This window comes from Xanthomonas sp. NCPPB 2933, from assembly GCF_056725225.1.
Genome location: NZ_CM161518.1, coordinates 2,988,114 through 3,008,780, shown reverse-complemented (window position 1 = coordinate 3,008,780; position 20,667 = coordinate 2,988,114). Strand labels below are relative to the sequence as shown.

Annotated in this window: 9 protein-coding genes; all 9 read right to left on the bottom strand. The window is 63.8% G+C overall.

The genetic code is table 11. The features are described from left to right. Nucleotides 1-65: 65 nt before the first annotated feature. The 9 genes from AC1PLU_RS12215 to AC1PLU_RS12175 all read right to left on the bottom strand — a co-directional run bounded on the left by AC1PLU_RS12215 (nucleotide 66) and on the right by AC1PLU_RS12175 (nucleotide 20,662). Nucleotides 66-551 (bottom strand): chemotaxis protein CheW, encoded by a 486-nt coding sequence (locus AC1PLU_RS12215; protein ID WP_006451575.1) that lies wholly within the window; start codon nucleotides 549-551, stop codon nucleotides 66-68. Nucleotides 552-698: 147 nt separating this feature from the next. Continuing rightward, nucleotides 699-1,484: a flagellar brake protein gene (locus AC1PLU_RS12210; RefSeq protein WP_043889772.1), complete on the bottom strand. Its 786-nt coding sequence runs from the start codon at nucleotides 1,482-1,484 to the stop codon at nucleotides 699-701. A 528-nt stretch (nucleotides 1,485-2,012) separates the two neighbouring features. Further along, complete coding sequence (locus AC1PLU_RS12205) at nucleotides 2,013-4,685, bottom strand: methyl-accepting chemotaxis protein (RefSeq protein ID WP_481106354.1); 2,673 nt, start codon at nucleotides 4,683-4,685, stop codon at nucleotides 2,013-2,015. A 348-nt stretch (nucleotides 4,686-5,033) separates the two neighbouring features. Then, a complete protein-coding gene (locus tag AC1PLU_RS12200) occupies nucleotides 5,034-7,292 on the bottom strand; it encodes a methyl-accepting chemotaxis protein (protein ID WP_481106353.1) in 2,259 nt (752 codons plus the stop codon). 547 nt (nucleotides 7,293-7,839) lie between these two features. Beyond that, nucleotides 7,840-10,098 carry a methyl-accepting chemotaxis protein gene (locus AC1PLU_RS12195; protein WP_481106352.1) on the bottom strand — a complete coding sequence of 753 codons (2,259 nt, stop codon included), beginning with the start codon at nucleotides 10,096-10,098 and terminating at the stop codon, nucleotides 7,840-7,842. A 488-nt stretch (nucleotides 10,099-10,586) separates the two neighbouring features. Continuing rightward, nucleotides 10,587-13,061 (bottom strand): methyl-accepting chemotaxis protein, encoded by a 2,475-nt coding sequence (locus tag AC1PLU_RS12190; RefSeq protein WP_481106351.1) that lies wholly within the window; start codon nucleotides 13,059-13,061, stop codon nucleotides 10,587-10,589. An 89-nt stretch (nucleotides 13,062-13,150) separates the two neighbouring features. After that, nucleotides 13,151-15,400, bottom strand: a complete 2,250-nt coding sequence (locus tag AC1PLU_RS12185) for a methyl-accepting chemotaxis protein (RefSeq protein ID WP_481106350.1) — start codon at nucleotides 15,398-15,400, stop codon at nucleotides 13,151-13,153. 390 nt (nucleotides 15,401-15,790) lie between these two features. Beyond that, the gene (locus AC1PLU_RS12180) at nucleotides 15,791-18,094 is read right to left on the bottom strand and encodes a methyl-accepting chemotaxis protein (RefSeq protein ID WP_481106349.1); all 2,304 of its coding nucleotides are present in this window, start codon (nucleotides 18,092-18,094) and stop codon (nucleotides 15,791-15,793) included. A gap of 198 nt (nucleotides 18,095-18,292) precedes the next feature. Beyond that, a complete protein-coding gene (locus tag AC1PLU_RS12175; protein WP_481106348.1) occupies nucleotides 18,293-20,662 on the bottom strand; it encodes a methyl-accepting chemotaxis protein in 2,370 nt (789 codons plus the stop codon). Nucleotides 20,663-20,667 lie beyond the last annotated feature (5 nt).

Sequence of the window (20,667 nt, the reverse complement as noted above, 5' to 3'; positions counted from 1 at the left end):
ACGACTTTCGTGCTCTGACTAAGCATGCATAACGAGCGCTTGTTACGTGCCTTGATCGCTATACGTCAGGCGGCTTCTTCGGCCAATTGCTGCTGACCGAGTTCGGCGCTGTCCAACAAGGTTTCGATATCCAGCAGGATCAGCATGCGATCGTCCTGGGTACCGATGCCCGAAATGAAACGGGTGTCGACGGCGGCGCCGAATTCCGGCGTCGGGCGGATCTGGTCGTCGTTGAGCGGGATCACGTCGGAGACGCTGTCCACCACGATGCCGACCACGCGGTCTTCGACGTTGAGCACGATCATCACGGTGAAGGCGTCGTAGCGCGCTTCTTTCAGCCGCAGCTTCAGGCGCAGGTCGATCACCGGCACGATGGTGCCGCGCAGGTTGATCACACCCTTGATGTAATCGGGAGCGTCGGGCAGACGGGTGACCGAATCGTAGCCGCGGATTTCCTGCACTTTCAGGATGTCCACGCCGTAGTGTTCTTCGCCCAAGGCGAAGCTGAGGAATTCACCACCGGTGCCGGTGGCAGTGCTTTTGTCGTTCATGGAAACTCCGGGCGTTGCGGCTGAGTGTCAGATTGCTGAAGAAATGCGGCAGAAGCGTGCGAAAAAGAGTGTGGAAGAGGTTGCCCTAGCAACATCGGCGCAGCGCACGGCAACTTTAGCGGTGCGCTGTGCGTGGTACGGGCGGGTTCAGAACACGCCGCTCTTGCGCGCGTTGCGCTGGCGGTCGACGCGAAAAATATAGCGTTGAATGGTTTCGTCGGCGCCACGCGGCAGATCGCTGAACTGCATGCCGACACGGAAGCCTTCGCTGCCGTTAGGCAGGGACTGCTTATATTGGCTGCAGACGGTGAGCGGTAGCGTGATCGGCGCGGTGTCGGGCAATTGCAGCGTGCAATTGCGGTAGGTGCGTTGCGGTTCGAGCAGCGGCATGCCGTCCGTGATCGCTACCGCCAGGCCGCCGCTGCTGATGTCGATCACGCGCAGCTGCAAGTTGAGCGTGCCGCCCTGTGCGTCGTCCTGACGAATGGTGCAGATGGGCGAATCGGTGATCGGCGTTTCCAGCCGGTACGATTCGCGGCGCTGCATGTGATACATGGCGTCGGGCAATGCAGCGCGGAAGGCGACGTGGATGTCGCGCTCCAGCCGGTCGGGCGTTTCCAGACGGAAACGGATATTGACCCGTTCCAGTTGCGCGTAGCACAGCAGATATTTGGCATCTTCGATGGCGCGGTTGGAAGCTTCGTTATGGCTGCCGTCCAGAATCACACAGTCGTCGTCTTCGTCCACTTCGAGCACGGCGGTGGGCACGGCCATGTCGCGGCCGGCCACATGCATGGTCACCACGGCGCGTTGGTCGAGCAGCTGGCGCAGCAAGCCACGGATCTGCCGTTTGTTGCGCAGCAGATAGCGCTCGTCGCCTTCGGCAAGGTGATCGGCGTCGTGGTCCAGCTCTGAGGTATCGCCTTGGGACATGAGCACCAGCACAGTGGATGCGGGAATGGGCCCGGACGGTTGTCCCGGCGTCGCCTTGATATCGGCGGCAAAACCAAATCTTTAAGAGCGGCTCATAAATCGACTGCGGCTTGGTTGCAGGGGCCTTGCCCGCCCACCGTCGCGGGACACGCCGCAAGTACGTCCGTGTAGGCTCTTACGCGGCATCCATGCCGCGTAAGGTCCCACGACGGTGGGCGGGCAAGGACCAGTGGAGATGGTCGGTGCGCATGTTTTCAAGCAGCCGACCAACTTTCTGGTGCGGTGTCCTCGCCGATTGCGGGACCATGTGGCGGCATGGATGCCGCCACTGAGCCTCCAGGGACGGATTCACGGCGTGTCCCGCGAGCGGTGAGGGCGCCGCGCCCTCGATTGACTAGGCTTGGGCGCATTTAGACGCCGCCACAACTCGAAACTTTGGTTGTCTCGCTAAGTGATTGGACAGTGCAGACAGGTCGTGCTGAGCGGCGAGGGCACCGCGCCCTCGACTCACCGAGCGTTTGACTTACATCAGTGGTAGGCGTGGCGTGCGTTGGCCAGCAGGGTGCTCAGTTGGTCTTGTTGTTCCAGACGGAACACCGCCACTGCGTCCACCAGCTGTGCGGCCTGGTCTTCCATCGCGCGTGCGGCCGCGGTGGCTTCTTCCACCAATGCGGCGTTCTGCTGGGTGGTTTCGTCCATCTGGGTGACGGTCTGGTTGACCTGGGTGATGCCGGCGGCCTGCTCGCGCGAGGCGCTGGTGATCTCGCCCATGATGTCGGTGACGCGCTGCACCGAGCCCACCACCTGCTGCATGGTGTTGCCGGCTTCGGAGGCGAGTGCGGCACCGCTACCGATGCGTGCGACCGAGTCTTCGATCAGGTGCTTGATCTCCTTGGCGGCGCCGGCCGAGCGCTGGGCGAGGCTGCGCACCTCGGAGGCGACCACGGCGAAGCCGCGGCCTTGTTCGCCGGCACGTGCGGCTTCCACTGCGGCGTTCAAGGCCAGGATGTTGGTCTGGAAGGCGATGCCGTCGATGACGGAGATGATCTCGGCGATCTTCTTGGACGAGGTGTCGATGTCGGCCATGGTGGTGACCACGCGGCCGACCACATCGCCGCCCTTGGCCGCCACGCCGGCTGCGTCCAGCACCAGGCGGTTGGCCTGGTCGGCGTTGTCGGCGTTCTGCTTGACGGTGGCGGTGAGCTCTTCCATCGAGGCGGCGGTTTCTTCCAGCGCAGCGGCTTGTTGCTCGGTGCGACGCGACAGGTCGCTGTTGCCGGTGGCGATTTCGCTGGCGGCGGAGTTGATCGCCAGCGAGGAGTCCTTGATCCGGCGCACGATGCCGGCCAACTGGTCGGCGGTGGCATTGGCGTCGTCGCGGATGGTGGCGAACACGCCTTGCAGGTCGCCGTCCATGCGCGCGGTCAGATCGCCTTGCGACAGCGACGACAGCAGCGCGGACACGCGCGACAGGCCATCTGCATTGTTGTCCAGCAGCACGTTGAGTTGCTCTGCTAGAAGCAGCAGGAAGCCTTGCTTGCCCTGGGTGCCGACGCGCTCGCTCAGGTCGCCAGCGGCGGCCGCCTGCACGATACGCGCGACTTCTTCTTCGACCTGCACTTCCTGGGTGCGGTCGGCCCACTCGACTACAAAGCCCATGCGCTCGCCAGCCGCGCCCAGCACCGGGTTGACCACCAGCCGCATGGTGCGGCCGCCGACATGGATCTGCGCGGTATGCGTGCCGGTAAGTTGATCGAGCATGCGTGCCTGATGTTCGGGCTTGCGATGGAACTGGTCGATGCTGGCATTGATCAACGCATCGGCATCGAAGTGGGGCAGGTCGCGGCGCAGCTCTTCCTGCACGCTCTTGAGCATGCGCTGCAGCGGTCGATTGACGTAGATGATGCGGCGATCGGCGTCGGCGATCATCACGTTGGTGCTGACGTCGTCCAGTGCGGTGCGCACGCGCAGCGCTTCGCTGGCAATCAGGTGGTCGCGTTCCAGACGTGCGCGCAGGTCGTCGCGCATGGTGCGGGCGCTGAGCAGCAGGCGGCCGAGTTCATCGTGCCGGTCGATCTCGATCGGGTTGTCCAGGCGGCCGGCCGCGACATCGCCGAGCACGCGCTCCACCGCCAGCAACGGGCGGGTGACCATGTTGCGTGCCGCCACAAAGACCACCGCGATGCACAGCGCCAGCACCACCAGCGAGAACAGCAGCATGCTGCCCATCAGCGCGTCCAGCGGGCCGTCGATGGCGCTGCGCGGCTGGGTGCCGATCACCGCCCACTGCCACGGCGCATAGCGCTGGGCGGTGACCTCGAACGCCTGGCTGTTGCCCTTGGCGTCGCGCAACTGCAGGTTGGCGCTGGGCTGCTTGCCGTCCAGCACCGATTGCAACAGCGCCTGCTGCTCGGCCGGCACCAGTGCCGCCAGGGTGGCCGGGGTGCCCGGCGGGGCGGCGATGACCTGGCCCTGATGTTCGCCCGGTGCCATGTCGACGATGACGAAGTAGCCATCCTGGCCGAGCTTGGTGGTGCCGACCTGCGCCTTGAGCGCGGCCAGGCCTTGGGTGTAGTTGCGACCGACGAACAGCGCGCCGATTACCTCGCCGGCGGCATCGCGCAGCGGCTGGTAGTGGGTCATGTACTGCTCGCCGAACAGCTGCGCCTGGCCGGTGAAAGGCTTGCCTTGCGACAACGCGGCGTAGGCCTTGCCCTTGCGGTCGAGCAAGGTGCCGATCACGCGTTCGTTCTGCTTGTTGCGTAGCGAGGTGGTGATACGCACGAAGTCCTCGCCGGTGCGCGCGAAGATCGTGGCGACACCGCCGGTGGCCTGCGCAAAGCGGTCCACCGCGTTGACATTGAGGTTGAGCGCCTGCTTGCCGGCGCGCAGGGATGGGGTGGCCTGCTCGCCGATGGTGACGGTGCTGGCGGTATCGAGCGTGCGTGCGCCGCTGGGGAGCATGTCGTCGAACACGCTGCCCAGGCGCTGGGTGCTTTCGGTCAGGGTGACGTCGTACATCGCCACCGACTGCTGCATCAGCCGGGTGCTGGAGCGCAGTTCGGCCTTGACCTGGGATTCGATATCGCCAGCGGACTGGCGGTAGATGGTCAGGGCCAGCAGGCCCAGCGAAATGGCGATGACCAGGGTCAGCAGCGCGGAGAGCCGGGTGCCAACAGAAAGCCGGTTGAAGGAATGCATGAGGAATCGACCTTGCCCGGGGGAGGGCGTTACGGATGCGTGAAGTCGATAGCGGCCGTCTATGCTCAAAATTGATGTTTTATGTTGAATTAGGCACAAATTGTCGCGTTCGCTTGGTTCCAGAGCAGGGGCGCAAGATTGCCGTTTGTTAAGGATGGGTGAGGTTTCACGATGAGGAAGCGTCTGCATCCAGCATGATCAGGCGCTGATGTGAAGAAGCATCTCGGCACAAAAAAAGGGCCGCCTCCCTCGCAAGGAAGCGACCCTCAAGATTCGTTGACCACGAATCAAACTACTCTCGAATGGTGTTCTTGGATGCGGCGTGTGTTGCGGGTTGCGGTGTGTGTCTTAGAACTCCTGCCAGTCGTTCGGCCCGGCCACCGCGGTCACCGTGCCGTTGGCGCTGCGACGTGGCGGGGCGATGCTGGTGGCACCGACGGCCGGGCGCGTAGCGAAGCGTGCATTGACCGGCGCAGCGACCATCGACGATGGCTGACGTGCCACCGGGCCTTGCTCGACGATCTTGAACACGGCCACCGCTTCGGTGAGCTGCTGGGCCTGTTCTTCCATCGCGCGGGCGGCGGCGGTGGCTTCTTCCACCAATGCGGCGTTCTGCTGGGTGGCTTCGTCCATGTGGGTAACGGTCTGGTTGACCTGCTCGATACCGGCCGACTGCTCCTGCGAGGCGGCGGAAATCTCGCCCATGATGTTGGTGACGCGCTGCACGCTGGCGACGATCTCGGCCATGGTCTTGCCCGCCTGGTCCACCAGCTGCGAGCCGTCGGCCACACGCTGCACCGAGTCGTCGATCAAGCTCTTGATCTCCTTGGCCGCGGCGGACGAACGCTGTGCCAGCGTGCGTACCTCCGAGGCGACCACCGCAAAGCCACGGCCCTGGTCGCCGGCACGCGCCGCTTCCACCGCCGCGTTCAAGGCCAGGATATTGGTCTGGAACGAGATGCCATCGATGACGCTGATGATGTCGGCGATGCGCTTGGACGAGGCTTCGATGCCGCTCATGGTGTCGACCACCTTGCTGACCACGGCGCCGCCCTGTGAGGCCACGCTTGCGGCGCCGATGGCGAGCTGATTGGCCTGGCGCGCGCTTTCGGCGTTCTGCTTGACGGTGGAGGTGAGCTCTTCCATCGAGGCGGCGGTTTCTTCCAGGTTGGCGGCCTGCTGCTCGGTACGCTGCGACAGATCCTGATTACCGGCCGCAATCTCGCTGGCGGCGGCATTGATCGAGGTCGCCGAGTGCTGGATGTGCCCGACGATGCCGGCCAGCTGGGTGGAGGTGGCATTGGCATCGTCACGCATCTGTGCGAACACGCCCTTGAAATCGCCGTCCATGCGCGCGGTCAGATCGCCTGCGGCGATGGACCGCAAGATGCCCGACAGCGACTGCAGACTGCCATCGGCGGTGGCCATCAACTGATTGAGGCTCTCGACCATGACGCGGAAATCGAATTGGAACTGCGCCGCATCGCCGCGTGCGCTGAAATCGCCATTGGCCGCGGACTGCGCCAGCTGCTTGATCTGCTGATTCATCGACGCCAGGTTGGTTTTCACCTGCGCCATGGTGTCGGTCAGCATGGCTTTTTCGCCGGGCAGCGCGTCCATGTCCTGGCTGAGGTCGCCGATCGCATAGCGGCCCATGATCTGCGCCAGGCGCTGTGTGAGCTGGATGTGGCTGTCGACCAGCGCGTTGGTGTCGCCGGCCATGCGGCCGTAGTCGCCCGGGAATGCGCCGGCATCCATGCGGAAGCTGATCTGGCCGCTGTCGTGGCGCTTGGCCATGTCCAGCTGCGCGGTGATCAGGTTGCGTACCTGCGATTGCATTTTGTCCATCGCCTGCAGCAGGCGGCCGGTTTCGTCGCTGGCCTCGCTGTGCACTGCGTTGTCGAGCTTGCCCTCGGCAATGGCCTCGGCAGCGCGGGTGGCGCGGTTCAAGGGGCCGGTGAGGCTGCGGGTGATCATCCAGGCCAGCAGGGCGCTCAGCAGCACCGCGGCAACGCCGCCGCCGATCAGCATGCTGCGGCCACGCGCCATCGAGGCGCTGGCCTGGTCATAGGCTAACTGGCTGCTCTTGCGCTGCGCGTTGGAGTAGGTACGGATCGCATCCTGCCAGCGCTGGGTTGCCGGCGCTGCGCGTCCGAGCAGGATCGGCATGGCCTGGTCGACCTTGCCGGCCATCCCCAGCTCGCGCACCTGCTGGTTGTGCGACAGCGCCTGCTCGCGGGTCAGATCCAGCGCGTTGCGCAGTTGCTGGTCGTGCGCATCGGCAGGAAACGCATAGAGCTTTTCGCGCAGTTCCTTGTAGCGGATGCGCTGGGCATCGATCACTTCGGCGAACTGCCGGTTCTGCTCGGCGGTGGTGGGCAGCACGATGTTGCGCAGATTCAACGAGATGGTGGCATTGGCGTCCAGCATGTCGGTGGCGTACTGGATCATCGCCATGTTGCGGTTGACGATGGTGTCCAGACGCTCGCGCGCCTGGCTGAGCGTATACAGGCCGGCGGCCACCAGCGCGCACGAGAGAAGGATCAAAACGCCAAAGGCCAGCGAGAGGCGCTTGCCGACGTTGAAGCGGTGCAGGAAGGAGTTCATTGAGGGACCTGAGCGGATGTGCCGTTGGGTGGCATGACGTACAACGCAGCGCTGGAGCGTCACGTTGTACGTCATGCCTTGTGTGATGCATCGGTCAGATAACGGCGTTAGGCGCGCTGCATTGAGGCAAGCAGAACTTGCTGGTAAAGCCCGGTCTCAGCCACGTGATCGCCATGTGTAGAACGGGTAGGGAATTGGTGGGGAGGTGTCAGGAATACCCTGAAAAAGCAGCCGTAAATGGCGGTTTTGACCTCAGCTTGGCGCGGGGTGACGTGCACGATGTGAAGTGCGATTTCACGCTTGCCGCAGTGCCTGCGGGTTGCGTGCAGGCAGGGATGTCGCGCACAACGCAAAACGGCACCGCAAGAGCGGTGCCGTGGTGAACATCTTGCAGATGCAGATGCAGATGCAGATTCAGATGGTGCAGATGCAGACCTGTGTGAGCGCGTGCTTGAGGACGTTAGCGCAGTGCGCAACCGTCTCAAGCGCGATGTGGAAGCGCTGAGGCGCACTTAATACCGCATTGCCGACAGCGGTGGGGCGTGGCTCAGAATTCCTGCCAATCGCTCGGGTCGGCCGCTGCTGCCGAGGCGCCAGTCACGCTGCGACGCGGCGGAGCGATGCTGCCGGCACGTGCGGCCGGACGCGCAGCGAAGCGGGCATTGGCCGGTGCCTTGGCAATGGCCGAAAGCTGACGCGCCACCGCGGTGTGCTCGGCAACCTTGAACACTGCAACCGCTTCGGTGAGCTGCTGGGCCTGTTCTTCCATCGCCCGTGCGGCGGCAGTGGCTTCCTCCACCAGTGCGGCGTTCTGCTGGGTGGTTTCGTCCATCTGGGTCACGGTCTGGTTGACCTGTTCGATGCCCGCGTACTGCTCCTGCGAGGCCGAGGAAATCTCGCTCATGATGTTGGTCACGCGCTGCACGCTGGCCACGATTTCGGCCATGGTGGTGCCGGCCTGGTCGACCAGGGTGGCGCCCTGGGTGACCTTGCTGACCGAGTCGTCGATCAGGTGCTTGATCTCCTTCGCCGCACCGGCCGAACGCTGCGCCAGGGTGCGCACTTCGGAGGCCACCACCGCAAACCCGCGGCCTTGTTCGCCGGCACGCGCCGCTTCCACTGCGGCATTCAAGGCCAGGATGTTGGTCTGGAAGGCGATGCCGTCGATGACGCTGATGATCTCGGCAATCTTCTTCGACGAACCCTGGATGTCGGCCATGGTGGTGACCACCTTGGCCACCACATCGCCGCCTTGCGAGGCCACGGCAGCGGCGCCGATGGCGAGCTGATTGGCCTGACTTGCGTGTTCGGCGTTCTGCTTGACGGTGGAAGTGAGTTCTTCCATCGAGGCGGCGGTTTCTTCCAGATTGGCGGCCTGTTGCTCGGTACGCTGCGACAGATCCTGGTTACCGGCGGCGATTTCGCCCGAGGCCGACCCAATCGCATTGGCGGCCAGCTGGATGCGGCCCACGATGCCGGCCAGTTGTTCGGCGGTGGCGTTGGCATCGTCGCGCATCTGGGCGAACACGCCCTGGTACTGGCCGCTCATGCGGGCGGTGAGATCGCCGGCAGCGATCGACTGCAACAGGCCGGAGAGCGACTGCAGATTGCCGTCGGCGGTGGCCATCAGGTGGTTGAGGCTTTCCACCATGATGCGGAAATCGAACTGGAACTGCTCGGCGTTGCCGCGTGCGCTGAAGTCGCCATTGGCGGCGGCCTGCGCCAGCTGCTTGATCTCCGCATTCATCGTCGACAGGTTCAACTTGACCTGATTCATCGCGGTGGTAATCGCCGCCTTTTCGCCCGGCAACTGCGGCATGTCTTCGCTCAGATCGCCGATCGCGTAACGCTCCACCAGGTGGATGGTCTGCATCTTGACCTTGATGTGCGCGGCGACCAATTCGTTGGTGTCGGTGGCCATGCGGCCGTAGTCGCCGGGGAACGCGCCGGCATCCATACGGAAGCTGATCTGACCTTCGTCGTGGCGCTTGGCCATGTCCAGCTGCGCGCTGATCAGATTGCGTACCTGGCCCTGCATGCGATCCATGGCCTGCAATAGGCGGCCGGTTTCGTCGTTGGACTGCGTACGCACATCGTTATCGAGGTTGCCATTGGCAATCGCTTCAGCGGCGCGGGTGGCCTGGGTGAGCGGGCGCACCAGGCTGCGGGTGATTAACCAGCCCAGCAGGATGCTGAACACAACGACCGTCAGGCCGCCGCCGATCAACAGGGCACGGCCGCGTGCCATCTCGGCGTTCGTGTCGGCGTAGGAGGTGGCGGCACGGCGGCGCTGCAGGCCCGAATATTCGGCGATGGCGTGCTGCCAGCGCTCGGTGGCTGGTGCGGCTTTTTGCAGCAGTATCGCGAGCGCTTCCTCGGCCTTGCCGTTCAATCCAAGCTCGCCAACCTGGGCATTGGCCTTGACCGCGTCTTCGCTGGCCTGGTCGATCTTCACTCGAATCGCGGTCGCTTCCGGCGATGCCGAGAACACGTACAGCGTGCGACGCGTGTCTTCATAGGACTTCAGCTGGTCCTTGATGATGGCGGCAAAGCGCAGATTGTCTTCCTGCGAGGTCGGCAGCACGATGTTGCGCAGCTGCACCGCGATGATCGAGGTCGCGTTGGTCATGTCTTCCAGGTGCTGCATGATCGTGATCTGGCGATTGACCACCGTATCCATGCGATCGCGCGCCTGCGCCAGCGTGTAGAGGCCCGCGGCGACCAGCCCGCATGACAACAGGATCAGCGTGCCGAAAGCGAAAGTCAGGCGCTTGCCGACGTTATACCGTTGAAGAAGAGCGATCATTGTGGGGTCTCGAGGCAATGGCAAGAAGGACAAGACGCGTCGGCGCGGACGCGTTGGGCACTAGGTGAGGTAACGCGAGGCTGGGCATGGAGCGAGCCGATCGTCGGTGCATGTGATACGTCGTCACGACGCGACCGAGTGCAGGGCAGGTATGCATGCTTGGGATCTGTAACGGCCGGCTTGCTTGCCGCTTGATTCACAAGGCCCATCGCGTATGGGTGGCCGTCATTGAAGTGACGTGGATGTGCACAACCTGCCCGGAAAGCCCGGTGGGGCGCGATATCCAGACACGCGCCGATGGCAGCGGATTCACTTCGTGATCACGCTTTCAAAAAGCACTGCGAAGGTGCCGCATCGAGCACGGCGGGGTAACAACCACCGAGTGCGCCTGGATGCACGCTAGTTGTTTCGGCGTACTGGCATGCGGCATCAGACCGATGGATGCAAGGTCGCGTGCAATGGACTCACGCCGTCACGCCGTCACGCCGTCACGCGGCGCGACCAAGCCGGGCGGGTGTGACGGCTGCCTGCAACTGAAACACCGAGACAGCATCGCGCAACTGCTGCGCCTGTTCTTCCATCGAACGCGCGGCGGCGGTGGCTTCTTCCACCAGCGCGGCATTCTGCTGGGTGGCCTGGTCCATCTGTGCGATGGTCTGGCCCACCTGCTCGATGCCTTGCGACTGCTGCTGCGAGGCTTCGCTGATCTCGTGCATGATCTCGGTGACGCTTTGTACCGAGTTGACGATGTCCTGCATCGTGCGGCCGGCCTGGCCGACCAGCTGGTTGCCGTGTTCGACCCTGCTCACCGAATCGTCGATCAGCTGCTTGATCTCTTTCGCCGCGCCGGCCGAACGCTGTGCGAGCGTGCGCACCTCGGAGGCGACCACCGCAAAGCCGCGCCCCTGTTCGCCGGCACGCGCTGCTTCCACCGCTGCATTCAAGGCCAGGATATTGGTCTGGAACGCGATACCGTCGATGACACCGATGATGTCGGCGATCTTCTTGGAGGCGGCCTGGATGCCGGCCATGGTGCCGACCACTTGCCCGACCACCTCGCCACCTTGCGAGGCCACCGTTGCTGCGCCAACCACCAGTTGATTGGCGCGGCGTGCATGCTCGGCGTTGTTGCGCACGGTGGAGGTGAGTTCTTCCATCGAGGCGGCGGTTTCTTCCAGATTGGCCGCTTGTTGCTCGGTACGCTGCGACAGATCCTGGTTGCCGGAGGCGATTTCGCTGGCGGCATCGTTGATCGCATCGGTGGAGTGCTGGATGCGCCCGACGATGTCGGCCAACTGCATCACGGTGGCATTGGCATCGTCGCGCATGCGTGCGAACACGCCGTGGAAGTCGCCATGCATGCGGGTGGTGAGATCGCCGGCGGCGATCGCCTGCAGCACGCTGGAGAGCGAGGTCAGATTGGCGTCGGCGGTGGCCATCAGTTGATTGAGGCTGTCCACCATCGCGCGGAAGTCGTATTGAAAGCGCTGCGCATCGCCACGCACGCTGAAATCGCCGTTGGCGGCGGCCTGCGCAAGCAACTTGATCTCGCTGTTCATCGCCGCCAGATTGCCCTTGACCGTGTCCATGGTGTCGCTGAGCACGGCCTTTTCGCCGGGCAGGCGATCCATGTCCTGGCTCAGATCGCCGATGGCGTAGCGCGACATGATCTGCGCCAACTGCATCATCACCGCGATGTGCGAGCCGACCAACGTGTTGGTCTCGCGCACCATGGTGGCGTAGGCACCGGGGAAGGTTTCAGACTGCATGCGATAGCCGATCTGGCCGGCGTCGTGGCGCTGCGCCATCTCGCTCTGTGCGGCCAGCACGGCCTGCAGCTGTTCCTGCATCTGACGCATGTTGTCGAGCAACTGCCCGGTTTCGTCGCGGCTGGGCGCGACGATGCCCTCGTCCAGCCGGCCTTGCGCGATGTTGGCGGCCACCGCGGCGGCGCGGCGCACATTGCGGGTGAGCTTGGACAAGGTGTACCAGCCCAGCGCTGCAATCAGCACGGCCAGCACCGACAGGCCGGCGATCGCTTGCCACATCGCAGTGCGGGCTTCGACCAGGTGACGCTCGGACTGACGCTGCAGAGCCTGCAACGACACGCCACTCAAGTCCTGCATGGCCTGGCCGATATCGTCGAGCGCGGCATTCCAGCGCGTATCGGCCTGTGCATCGCTGCCTTCCAGCGCGCTGCGCAGTGCAGCCAGTGCCGCGTCTGCACGCGCCGCTTCGGTTGTTGCCGCTGTGGCGAGGGCGGGGTCGGGGTGTTCCAGCAAGCCCATCGCCTTGTCCAGCTCATGGCGAAAGCGCAGGTGGTTGCGTGCGAGCTGGCCCAGTTGTTCGCGCAGCATGGCGCGGCTGTCCGCTGCCTGCGAGGGGTCGTTGGCCGCGTCCAGCCGGGTCAGCGACTCGGTGGCATCGGGGCTGTAGATCAGCGTGGAGACCACCAGGTGGTAGCTCTCGATATACGGGGTGTAGACCAGTTGGCTGTCGTCGCGCAGTGCGTCGAGTGCGGCAAACGCCTGCTCGCTCACTGCGGCATAACCCTCCGCGGCAACGCCGGCGATATGGCGTTTTTGCAAGGCAAGCAATTCTTTCTGGCTGCGTTCGAAACCGGGCATGCGCGCGGTGGTGGCGAGCAGCTGTTGCAGATCGCGATTGGCGCGTTGCGCGGCGTTACTGGCGGCGCTGCCGCTGTCCACATGTGCGGCGTGCAGGTCGGTGATCAAACCCAGCATCTGCCCGAGCGGGGCATAGCTGCGCAGTTCGTTGCTGCTGATGGCCACACTTTCGTTGAGCTTGCCGCGATAGAGCAGCACCGGGATGACCATGCCTGCCAAGGCAAGCACACCGATCGCGCCGAGCTTTCTTGCGATTGCCAGATCGTCCCAGCGGCTGCTCCAGCGGCGCGGGGAAGGGTGGGCAGTCTGAGTCGACAGCGCGGGCGAAGTGGTCATTGATGCTTCTCGAAGGCGTACGCAACCTATCGGCCAATAGCTGCTATGCCTTGAGCCGGCCGGCACGATGGCCGGCCGGCTCCATTCAGTCAAAACTCCTGCCAGCTGCTGTCGTTGCTGGGTGCGGTGACCACGGCACGCGGCTTGGACGCGGCGCTGCGACCGGCTGCGGCGACCTTGGCCTTGACGGCCGTGGTCACTGCCGGGCGCAGCACCGCAGCGCGTACCGGTGCCTGGGCATAGGCGACATCGGTCTTGAACACCGCCACTGCGTCGGTGAGCTGGGTGGCCTGGTCTTCCAGCGCACGTGCGGCGGCAGTGGCTTCTTCCACCAGCGCGGCGTTCTGCTGGGTGGTTTCGTCCATCTGGGTGATGGTCTGGTTGACCTGTTCGATCCCGGCCGACTGTTCCTGCGAGGCGGCGGAAATCTCGCCCATGATGTCGGTGACGCGCTGCACGCTGGCCACCACTTCGCCCATGGTCTTGCCGGCGGTGTGCACCAGTGCCGAGCCTTCGGCGACACGCTCGACCGAATCGTCGATTAGGCCCTTGATCTCCTTGGCCGCCGCAGACGAACGCTGGGCCAGGGTGCGGACTTCCGAGGCCACCACCGCAAACCCGCGGCCCTGTTCGCCGGCACGTGCCGCTTCCACCGCCGCGTTCAACGCCAGGATATTGGTCTGGAAGGCGATGCCGTCGATGACGGAGATGATGTCGGCGATCTTCTTGGACGAGGCTTCGATGCCGCTCATGGTCTGCACCACCTTGCCGACCACCTCGCCGCCTTGCGAGGCCACGCTGGCCGCGCCGATGGCGAGCTGGTTGGCCTGGCGCGCGCCTTCGGCATTCTGCTTGACGGTGGAGGTGAGCTCTTCCATCGAGGCGGCGGTTTCTTCCAGGTTGGCGGCCTGTTGTTCGGTGCGCTGCGACAGATCCTGGTTGCCGGCGGCGATCTCGCTGGCGGCGCCCTTGATCGAAATCGCCGACTCCTTGATGCCGCTCACGATCTCGGCCAGCTGCGTGGCCGTGGCATTGGCATCGTCACGCATCTGCGCAAACACGCCGCGGAAGTCGCCGCTCATGCGTGCGGTGAGGTCGCCGGCAGCGATCGACTGCAACAGGCCGGACAACGCTTGCAGGTTGCCATCGGCGGTGGACATCAGGTGATTGAGGCTTTCCACCATCACACGGAAGTCGTACTGGAAGCGCTCGGCGTCGCCGCGGGCGCTGAAGTCGCCATTGGCGGCCGATTGGGCCAGGTGCTTGATCTCGGTGTTCATCGCACCGAGATTGACCTTGACCTGCGCCATGGTGTCGCTGAGCACGGCCTTTTCGCCGGGCAGCTTTTCCATGTCCTCGGACAGATCACCAATCGCGTAGCGGCCCATGATCTGCGCCAGACGCATCTTCACCGCGATGTGCGAGCCCACCAGGGTGTTGGTGTCGTGCGCCATGCGGCCGTACTCGCCGGGGAAGGCTGCCGCATCGATGCGGAAGCTGATCTGGCCGTCGTCGTGACGCTTGGCCATGTCGGTCTGCGCGCTGAGCAGGTTGCGCAGTTGCAGCTGCATCTTGCTCATGGCCTTGAGCAGCCGGCCGGCTTCGTCATTGGCCTGCGTGTTGACGTCGTTGTCCAAATTGCCGCCGGCAATCGCTTCTGCGGCGCGGGTGGCGCGGCTCAACGGCTGGGTGAGGCTGCGGGTGATCAGCAGGCCCAGCGTACCGCTCAGCAGCACCACCAGCAGCGAACCGCCGATCAGCAGCTTGCGTGAGTCGTCCATGGATTGCAGCGCGCTGGCGGACGCCTCGCCGGCCAGCTTGTCCTGCAGGTCGATGTTTTCGCCAATCTTGTCCTGCCATTGCTGCATTGCCGGTGCGGCCTTGGTCAGCAGCAGGGGCAGTGCCTCGTCGCTGTGATTGGTCATGACCAGATCGATGACCTTGTCGTTAAATCCCTTGGCGATCTCACGGCGACGATCGATTTCCGCCCGGATGGCCTTGCCTTCTTCGGAGGGCGGAATTGCATACAAGGTTTCGCGTGCCTTGAGGTAATCGGCGCGCGCACCCTTGATGATCTCGATGAATCGGAGATTGTCTTCGTTGGAGGTCGGCAGCACGATATTGCGGATCTGCATCGAAATGATGTAATTGGCATTCATCATGTCGTTGGACAGCCGGATCTTCTCCATGTTCTGGTGCACCAGATGGTCCACGAGTGCGCGTGCAGAGGTCAGCCCACGATAGCCGATGAAGGCGATAATGCCTGACAGCACGATCAGCACAGCAAAAGCCGCCGCCAATCGAGGGCCCACGTCGTAACGTTGGAGAAGTGCGGTCATGACAGATCCTGGATGGCGTTATGCGATGAAAGGGAGCGACCGAGTAGCGCCGACCACTTGCTGTATGCCGCGTCGCTATGCGCAGTAACGGCTCGCCATGCCAATTACTTAATACCTCAATAGCGTAAATATATAAGTCAAGTCATGCTTGTGAAAATGGCGTCGTCAACTAAATCGTTATGCGGTCAGGATTAAAGTTTTCCAATTGTCGATTACGTCGAACTCGACCGCCAGCTAATAAATACATAAGTAAAATATTATTATCGATATGCGTTTTATCTGTATCGCATTGATGAGACTGCTTCCGAAACGTTGAGACAATAAAAAAGCCGCGCTCCCGAAAGAGCGCGGCTTGGACTGCAGCGACTTTTATGTGGACGATCTGCGCGTTTAGAACTCCGCCCAATCCGACTCGTTGGACGGCGCCGCCGCAGCAGCAGTGCGTGCGGTCGACCGTGCGGTAGCCGGCTTGGAAGCAGCCAGCTTGGACACCGATGACCTGGCAGCGGGCGTCTTGGTAGCAGGCGCAGTGCTGGCGGCTGGGCGCTTGGCGGTGATGTGGCGCACCACCGGAGTGGCGCGTGTCACTGCTTCCAGCTCGGCCGACAGCCGGAACAGCGCGACTGCCTCGGTGAGCTGCTGGGCCTGCTCTTCCATCGAGCGTGCGGCGGCGGTGGCTTCTTCCACCAGCGCGGCGTTCTGCTGGGTGGCCTCATCCATGTGGGTCACGGTCTGGTTGACCTGCTCGATGCCGGCCGACTGCTCCTGCGAGGCGGCGGAAATCTCGCTCATGATGTCGGTGACGCGCTGCACCGAAGAGACGATTTCAGCCATGGTGCTGCCGGCCTGATTGACCAGCGCCGAGCCTTCGGCGACCTTGCTCACCGAGTCGTCGATCAGGCTCTTGATCTCTTTGGCTGCGCCGGCCGAACGCTGTGCAAGCGTGCGTACTTCCGAGGCGACCACCGCAAATCCACGGCCCTGCTCACCGGCACGTGCGGCTTCCACCGCCGCGTTCAACGCGAGGATGTTGGTCTGGAAGGCGATGCCATCGATGACGCTGATGATCTCGGCGATCTTCTTGGACGAGGTCTCGATGCCGGACATGGTGGTGACCACCTGGCCGACGACGCTGCCGCCATGCGAGGCCACGCCTGCCGCGCCGATCGCCAGCTGATTGGCCTGACGGGCGTGCTCGGCGTTCTGTTTGACGGTGGAGGTAAGTTCTTCCATCGAGGCGGCGGTCTCTTCCAGATTGGCCGCCTGTTGTTCGGTGCGCTGCGACAGGTCGTTGTTGCCGGCGGCGATTTCGCCTGCGGCAGTGTTGATGGCCAGGGTGGAGTGCTTGATGCGGCCGACGATGTCGGTCAGGCGCTGGGTGGTGGCATTGGCATCGTCGCGCAGACGCGCGAACACGCCGTGGAACTCGCCATCCATGCGCGCGGTGAGATCGCCCTCGGCCACCGCACCGAGCAACTGCGAGAGCTTGCCCAGATTGCGGTCGCTGACTTCCATCATCGAGTTCAGATCCGACACCATCACCGCGAAGTCGTACTTGAAGCGTGCTGCGTCACCACGTGCGCTGAAATCGCCGGCGGCGGCAGCCTGTGCCAGCTGCTTGATCTCGGTGTTGATCGACAACAGGCTGGCCTTGGCCGCATCCATCGCTTCATGTAGGATCGCGCGGCTGGCCGGCAGACGACGTGCGTCCTGGGTCAGGTCGCCTTGCGCGTATTGATTGAGGATGCGCACCGAATCGGTGATGGCATCCAGATGCTCGAAGATCATCGTGTTGATGCCGCCGGCCAGGTTGCCGTACACGCCGGGGAAATCTTCCGGCATGCGGTGGGTGATGTCTTCGGCCGCATGCAGGTGCGACATGCGCGCGGTCTCGTCGGTGAAGCGGCGCAGCATTTGCGTCATGCCACCGGTGGCCTCCAGCATCTGGCCGATTTCGTCGTTGCTGGTCTTGCTGACCTGCACGCTCAGATCGCCACGCGAGACCGCCTTGATCGCGCCCAGCGCCTTGGACAGCGGGGTGGTGATGCTGCGTGCGATCAACCAGCCGAAGGTGACCGACAGCGCCGCCATCAGCAGCGTGCCGAGCAGCAGCACCGCGCTGGTGAGTTTGAACGAGGATGCGCTGGCGGCGACCATATCGCTCAGTGCCTTGGACTGCTGCGCATAGAGCTTGTCGACCGAGGCGAACAGTTCCTTGCGGATCTCGCCGGACTGCTTGCGCGAAAACTCCATCGCCGCGGCGCGGTCTGGATCTGTGTAGAGCTTGCGCAGCTGCTGGTTGGCCGCGAAGTAGCGCTTGCTGGCATCGGTCAGCTTGGCGTACTCGGCCTTCAACGGCGAGGTGGCGCCGATCTTGGTATCCAGGACTTTTTGCGTTTCGATATATTTGGCCTGGATCTCGTCCATGCGCTTGAAGAACATCGCATAGCGTTCCGGATCGTCGAGATTGACGAACTGGCCCACTTCATAGACGCGGAATTCGCCAGCGAAACCACGCAACTCGGACAGGCGGCTCAGCACCGGCACCACGTCCTGATTGATCAGGTCGGTTTCCTGCTGCATCTGCTTCATGCGTGAAAAGCCGAGTCCACCCAGCAGGGCAGTCAGCACGGCGCTCAGGCAGAAGGCAAACATCAGTTTGCGGCGGATCGGCCAGTCGTTGAACTTGTTCATTATTTACCTCGGAGTTACGCAGAGACGTTGTCCAGCACGCTAGCGGCCCGGCCGGAAGATTCTTTATTCATGAAGAAGAATCGGTCATGCGGCACGCGCTGTTTCCATAGTCCAGGCTGCTGCAATACGCCGTTTCGATAGGGCAGGGCATGCGTTACGGTCGCGCGAACCGCGCTGCGCACGCGACCGATACAGGGTTCAGAAGTCCTGCCACTGACTGTCGTTGCCGGCAGTTGCCGCAGGCGTACTGTTCGATCGACGTGGCGAGGCCGGTGCACGCGTCGCGGTAGCGGTTGCACGCTTGGCTGCGGCGCTGGCCGATTTTTTCGTGGGCGCGACAACGGCAATGCCGGGCGTCGTCTCCAGCGTGAAGCGCGCCACTGTCAGCGCCAGTTGCCCGGCCTGCTCTTCCATCGTGCGTGCGGCGGCGGTGGCCTCTTCCACCAGCGCGGCATTCTGCTGGGTGGCTTCGTCCATCTGGGTGATGGTGCGGTTGACCTGTTCGATGCCGGACGACTGTTCCTGCGAAGCCGCTGCAATCTCGCCCATGATGTCGGTCACGCGCTGCACGCTGGCCACGATATCGGACATGGTGGTGCCGGCCTGGTGCACCAGCAGCGAGCCTTCGGTCACCTTGCCGACCGAGTCGTCGATGAGGTGTTTGATTTCTTTTGCCGCGCCGGCCGAACGCTGCGCGAGCGTGCGCACTTCGCTGGCGACGACCGCGAATCCGCGGCCCTGTTCGCCGGCGCGCGCCGCTTCCACTGCGGCATTCAAGGCCAGGATATTGGTCTGGAAGGCGATACCGTCGATGACGCTGATGATCTCGGCGATCTTCTTGGATGACACCGCGATTGCGGACATGGTGGTCACCACGTTCGCCACCACCGCACCACCTTGCGAGGCGACACCGGCTGCGCCGATGGCCAGCTGATTGGCCTGGCGCGCGCTTTCGGCATTCTGCTTGACGGTGGAGGTGAGCTCTTCCATCGAGGCGGCGGTCTCTTCCAGATTGGCCGCTTGCTGCTCGGTGCGCTGCGACAGGTCGTTGTTGCCGGCGGCAATTTCGCTGGATGCCGTATGGATGCTGCCGGCGGCCTGCTGGATGTGTCCGATCACCTGCGCCAGTTGCTCGGCGGTGCTGTTGGCATCGTCGCGCATGCTGGCGAACACGCCCTGGAAATCGCCGTGCATGCGTGCACTCAAATCGCCCTCGGCCAGCGCGCTGAGCAGGCGCGAGACCTCGGCGATGCTGCCTGCATTGGCATCGAGCAAGGCATTGAGCTGTTGCGCCAACTGCAGGAAGAAGCCCTGCTTGCCGGCACTGTCGATGCGCTTGGACAGGTCGCCGGCGGCCGCGCTGCGTACCACGTCGGCAACGGCGATTTCGACCTGTGCTTCGGCGCTGCGGTCGCGCCATTCGCAGACAAACCCCAGGTGTGCGCCGGCCGCGTCGCGGATCGCCGAGACATCCTGCACGATGCAGGCGGCGCGATACTGCACTTCGCGCTGCGCCGAGCCCTGGCGGTCCAGGCGTTGATAGATTTCCGCGTCCTGCGCGTTGCCCACTTCCAGCTGCGACACCGGTTGGCCGATCAATGGTGCAGCGCGGTCGAAGGCGGGCGCGCAGGCGTGGATGTCGTCGGCGTAGGTGTGCAGCAAGGTCTTCAGCGCGTTGTTGGTGTAGATGATGGTCAGATCCGGATCGGCGATGTACATGCCGGTGGAGGCGTTGTCGAGCGCGGTGCGGATGCGCAGGTTTTCGGCGGCGATGCTGCGCTCGCGCTCCAATCGTTCGCGCAGATCGCGCTGCATGCGTGCCAATGCCGCCATCAGACTGCGTGCGTGTTTGGCGGCGACCGGAATCGGCTGATCCAGACGGCCCTCGGCGATATGTTGTGCGGCAGCCATGGCCAGCTGCGGCTCGCCGCCGAGCAGGCCGAACACCGAGCGCAGAATCCAGCCAGCCGCCAGCGCCAGACACACGAACGCGAGCACCACCGCGCCGCCTTGTTGCCACATCACCCGCAGGCTGTAGTGCTCGGCCTGGCTGCGGTTGGCCGCGTTCAAGGCCAGGATGCGCTCACTGATCGCGCCCATGCGGGTTTCGAGCTGGCCGAATTTGTCGTTGAAATCGGCGTAGGCCGCGTCGCTGTCGGCATGCGTTTCGGCCAGTGTCATCACCTGATCGGCCGCGGCGATGTAGGCCTGCAAGGTCGGTGTCACCGCTTCCAGCTCGCTGCGCAATGCCGGGTCGAGCGGCAACGTGCGGTTGGCCTCCAGCGACTGGCGAAATTCTGCGGCGTGTTCGCCCAGCGAGGTGCGTGCGGCGGCAATGGCGGCATCGTCCTGCCTGGATGCGGCAAGCAGGGCGGCAGTGACATCGCCGCGCAAGGCGTCATGCATCATGTCCGCCTGCATGTGGTTGCGCAGTGCATCGGAAGAGATCACCTGCGCGGCGATCGCCGCAAGCAAGCCGCGTTGGCCGTTGTAGCCGACGCCGCCCAGGGCGAGCAGCGCCAGCGCAGCCACCAGTACCAGAATGCCCAACATGTGCATGATTTTCATTGTGC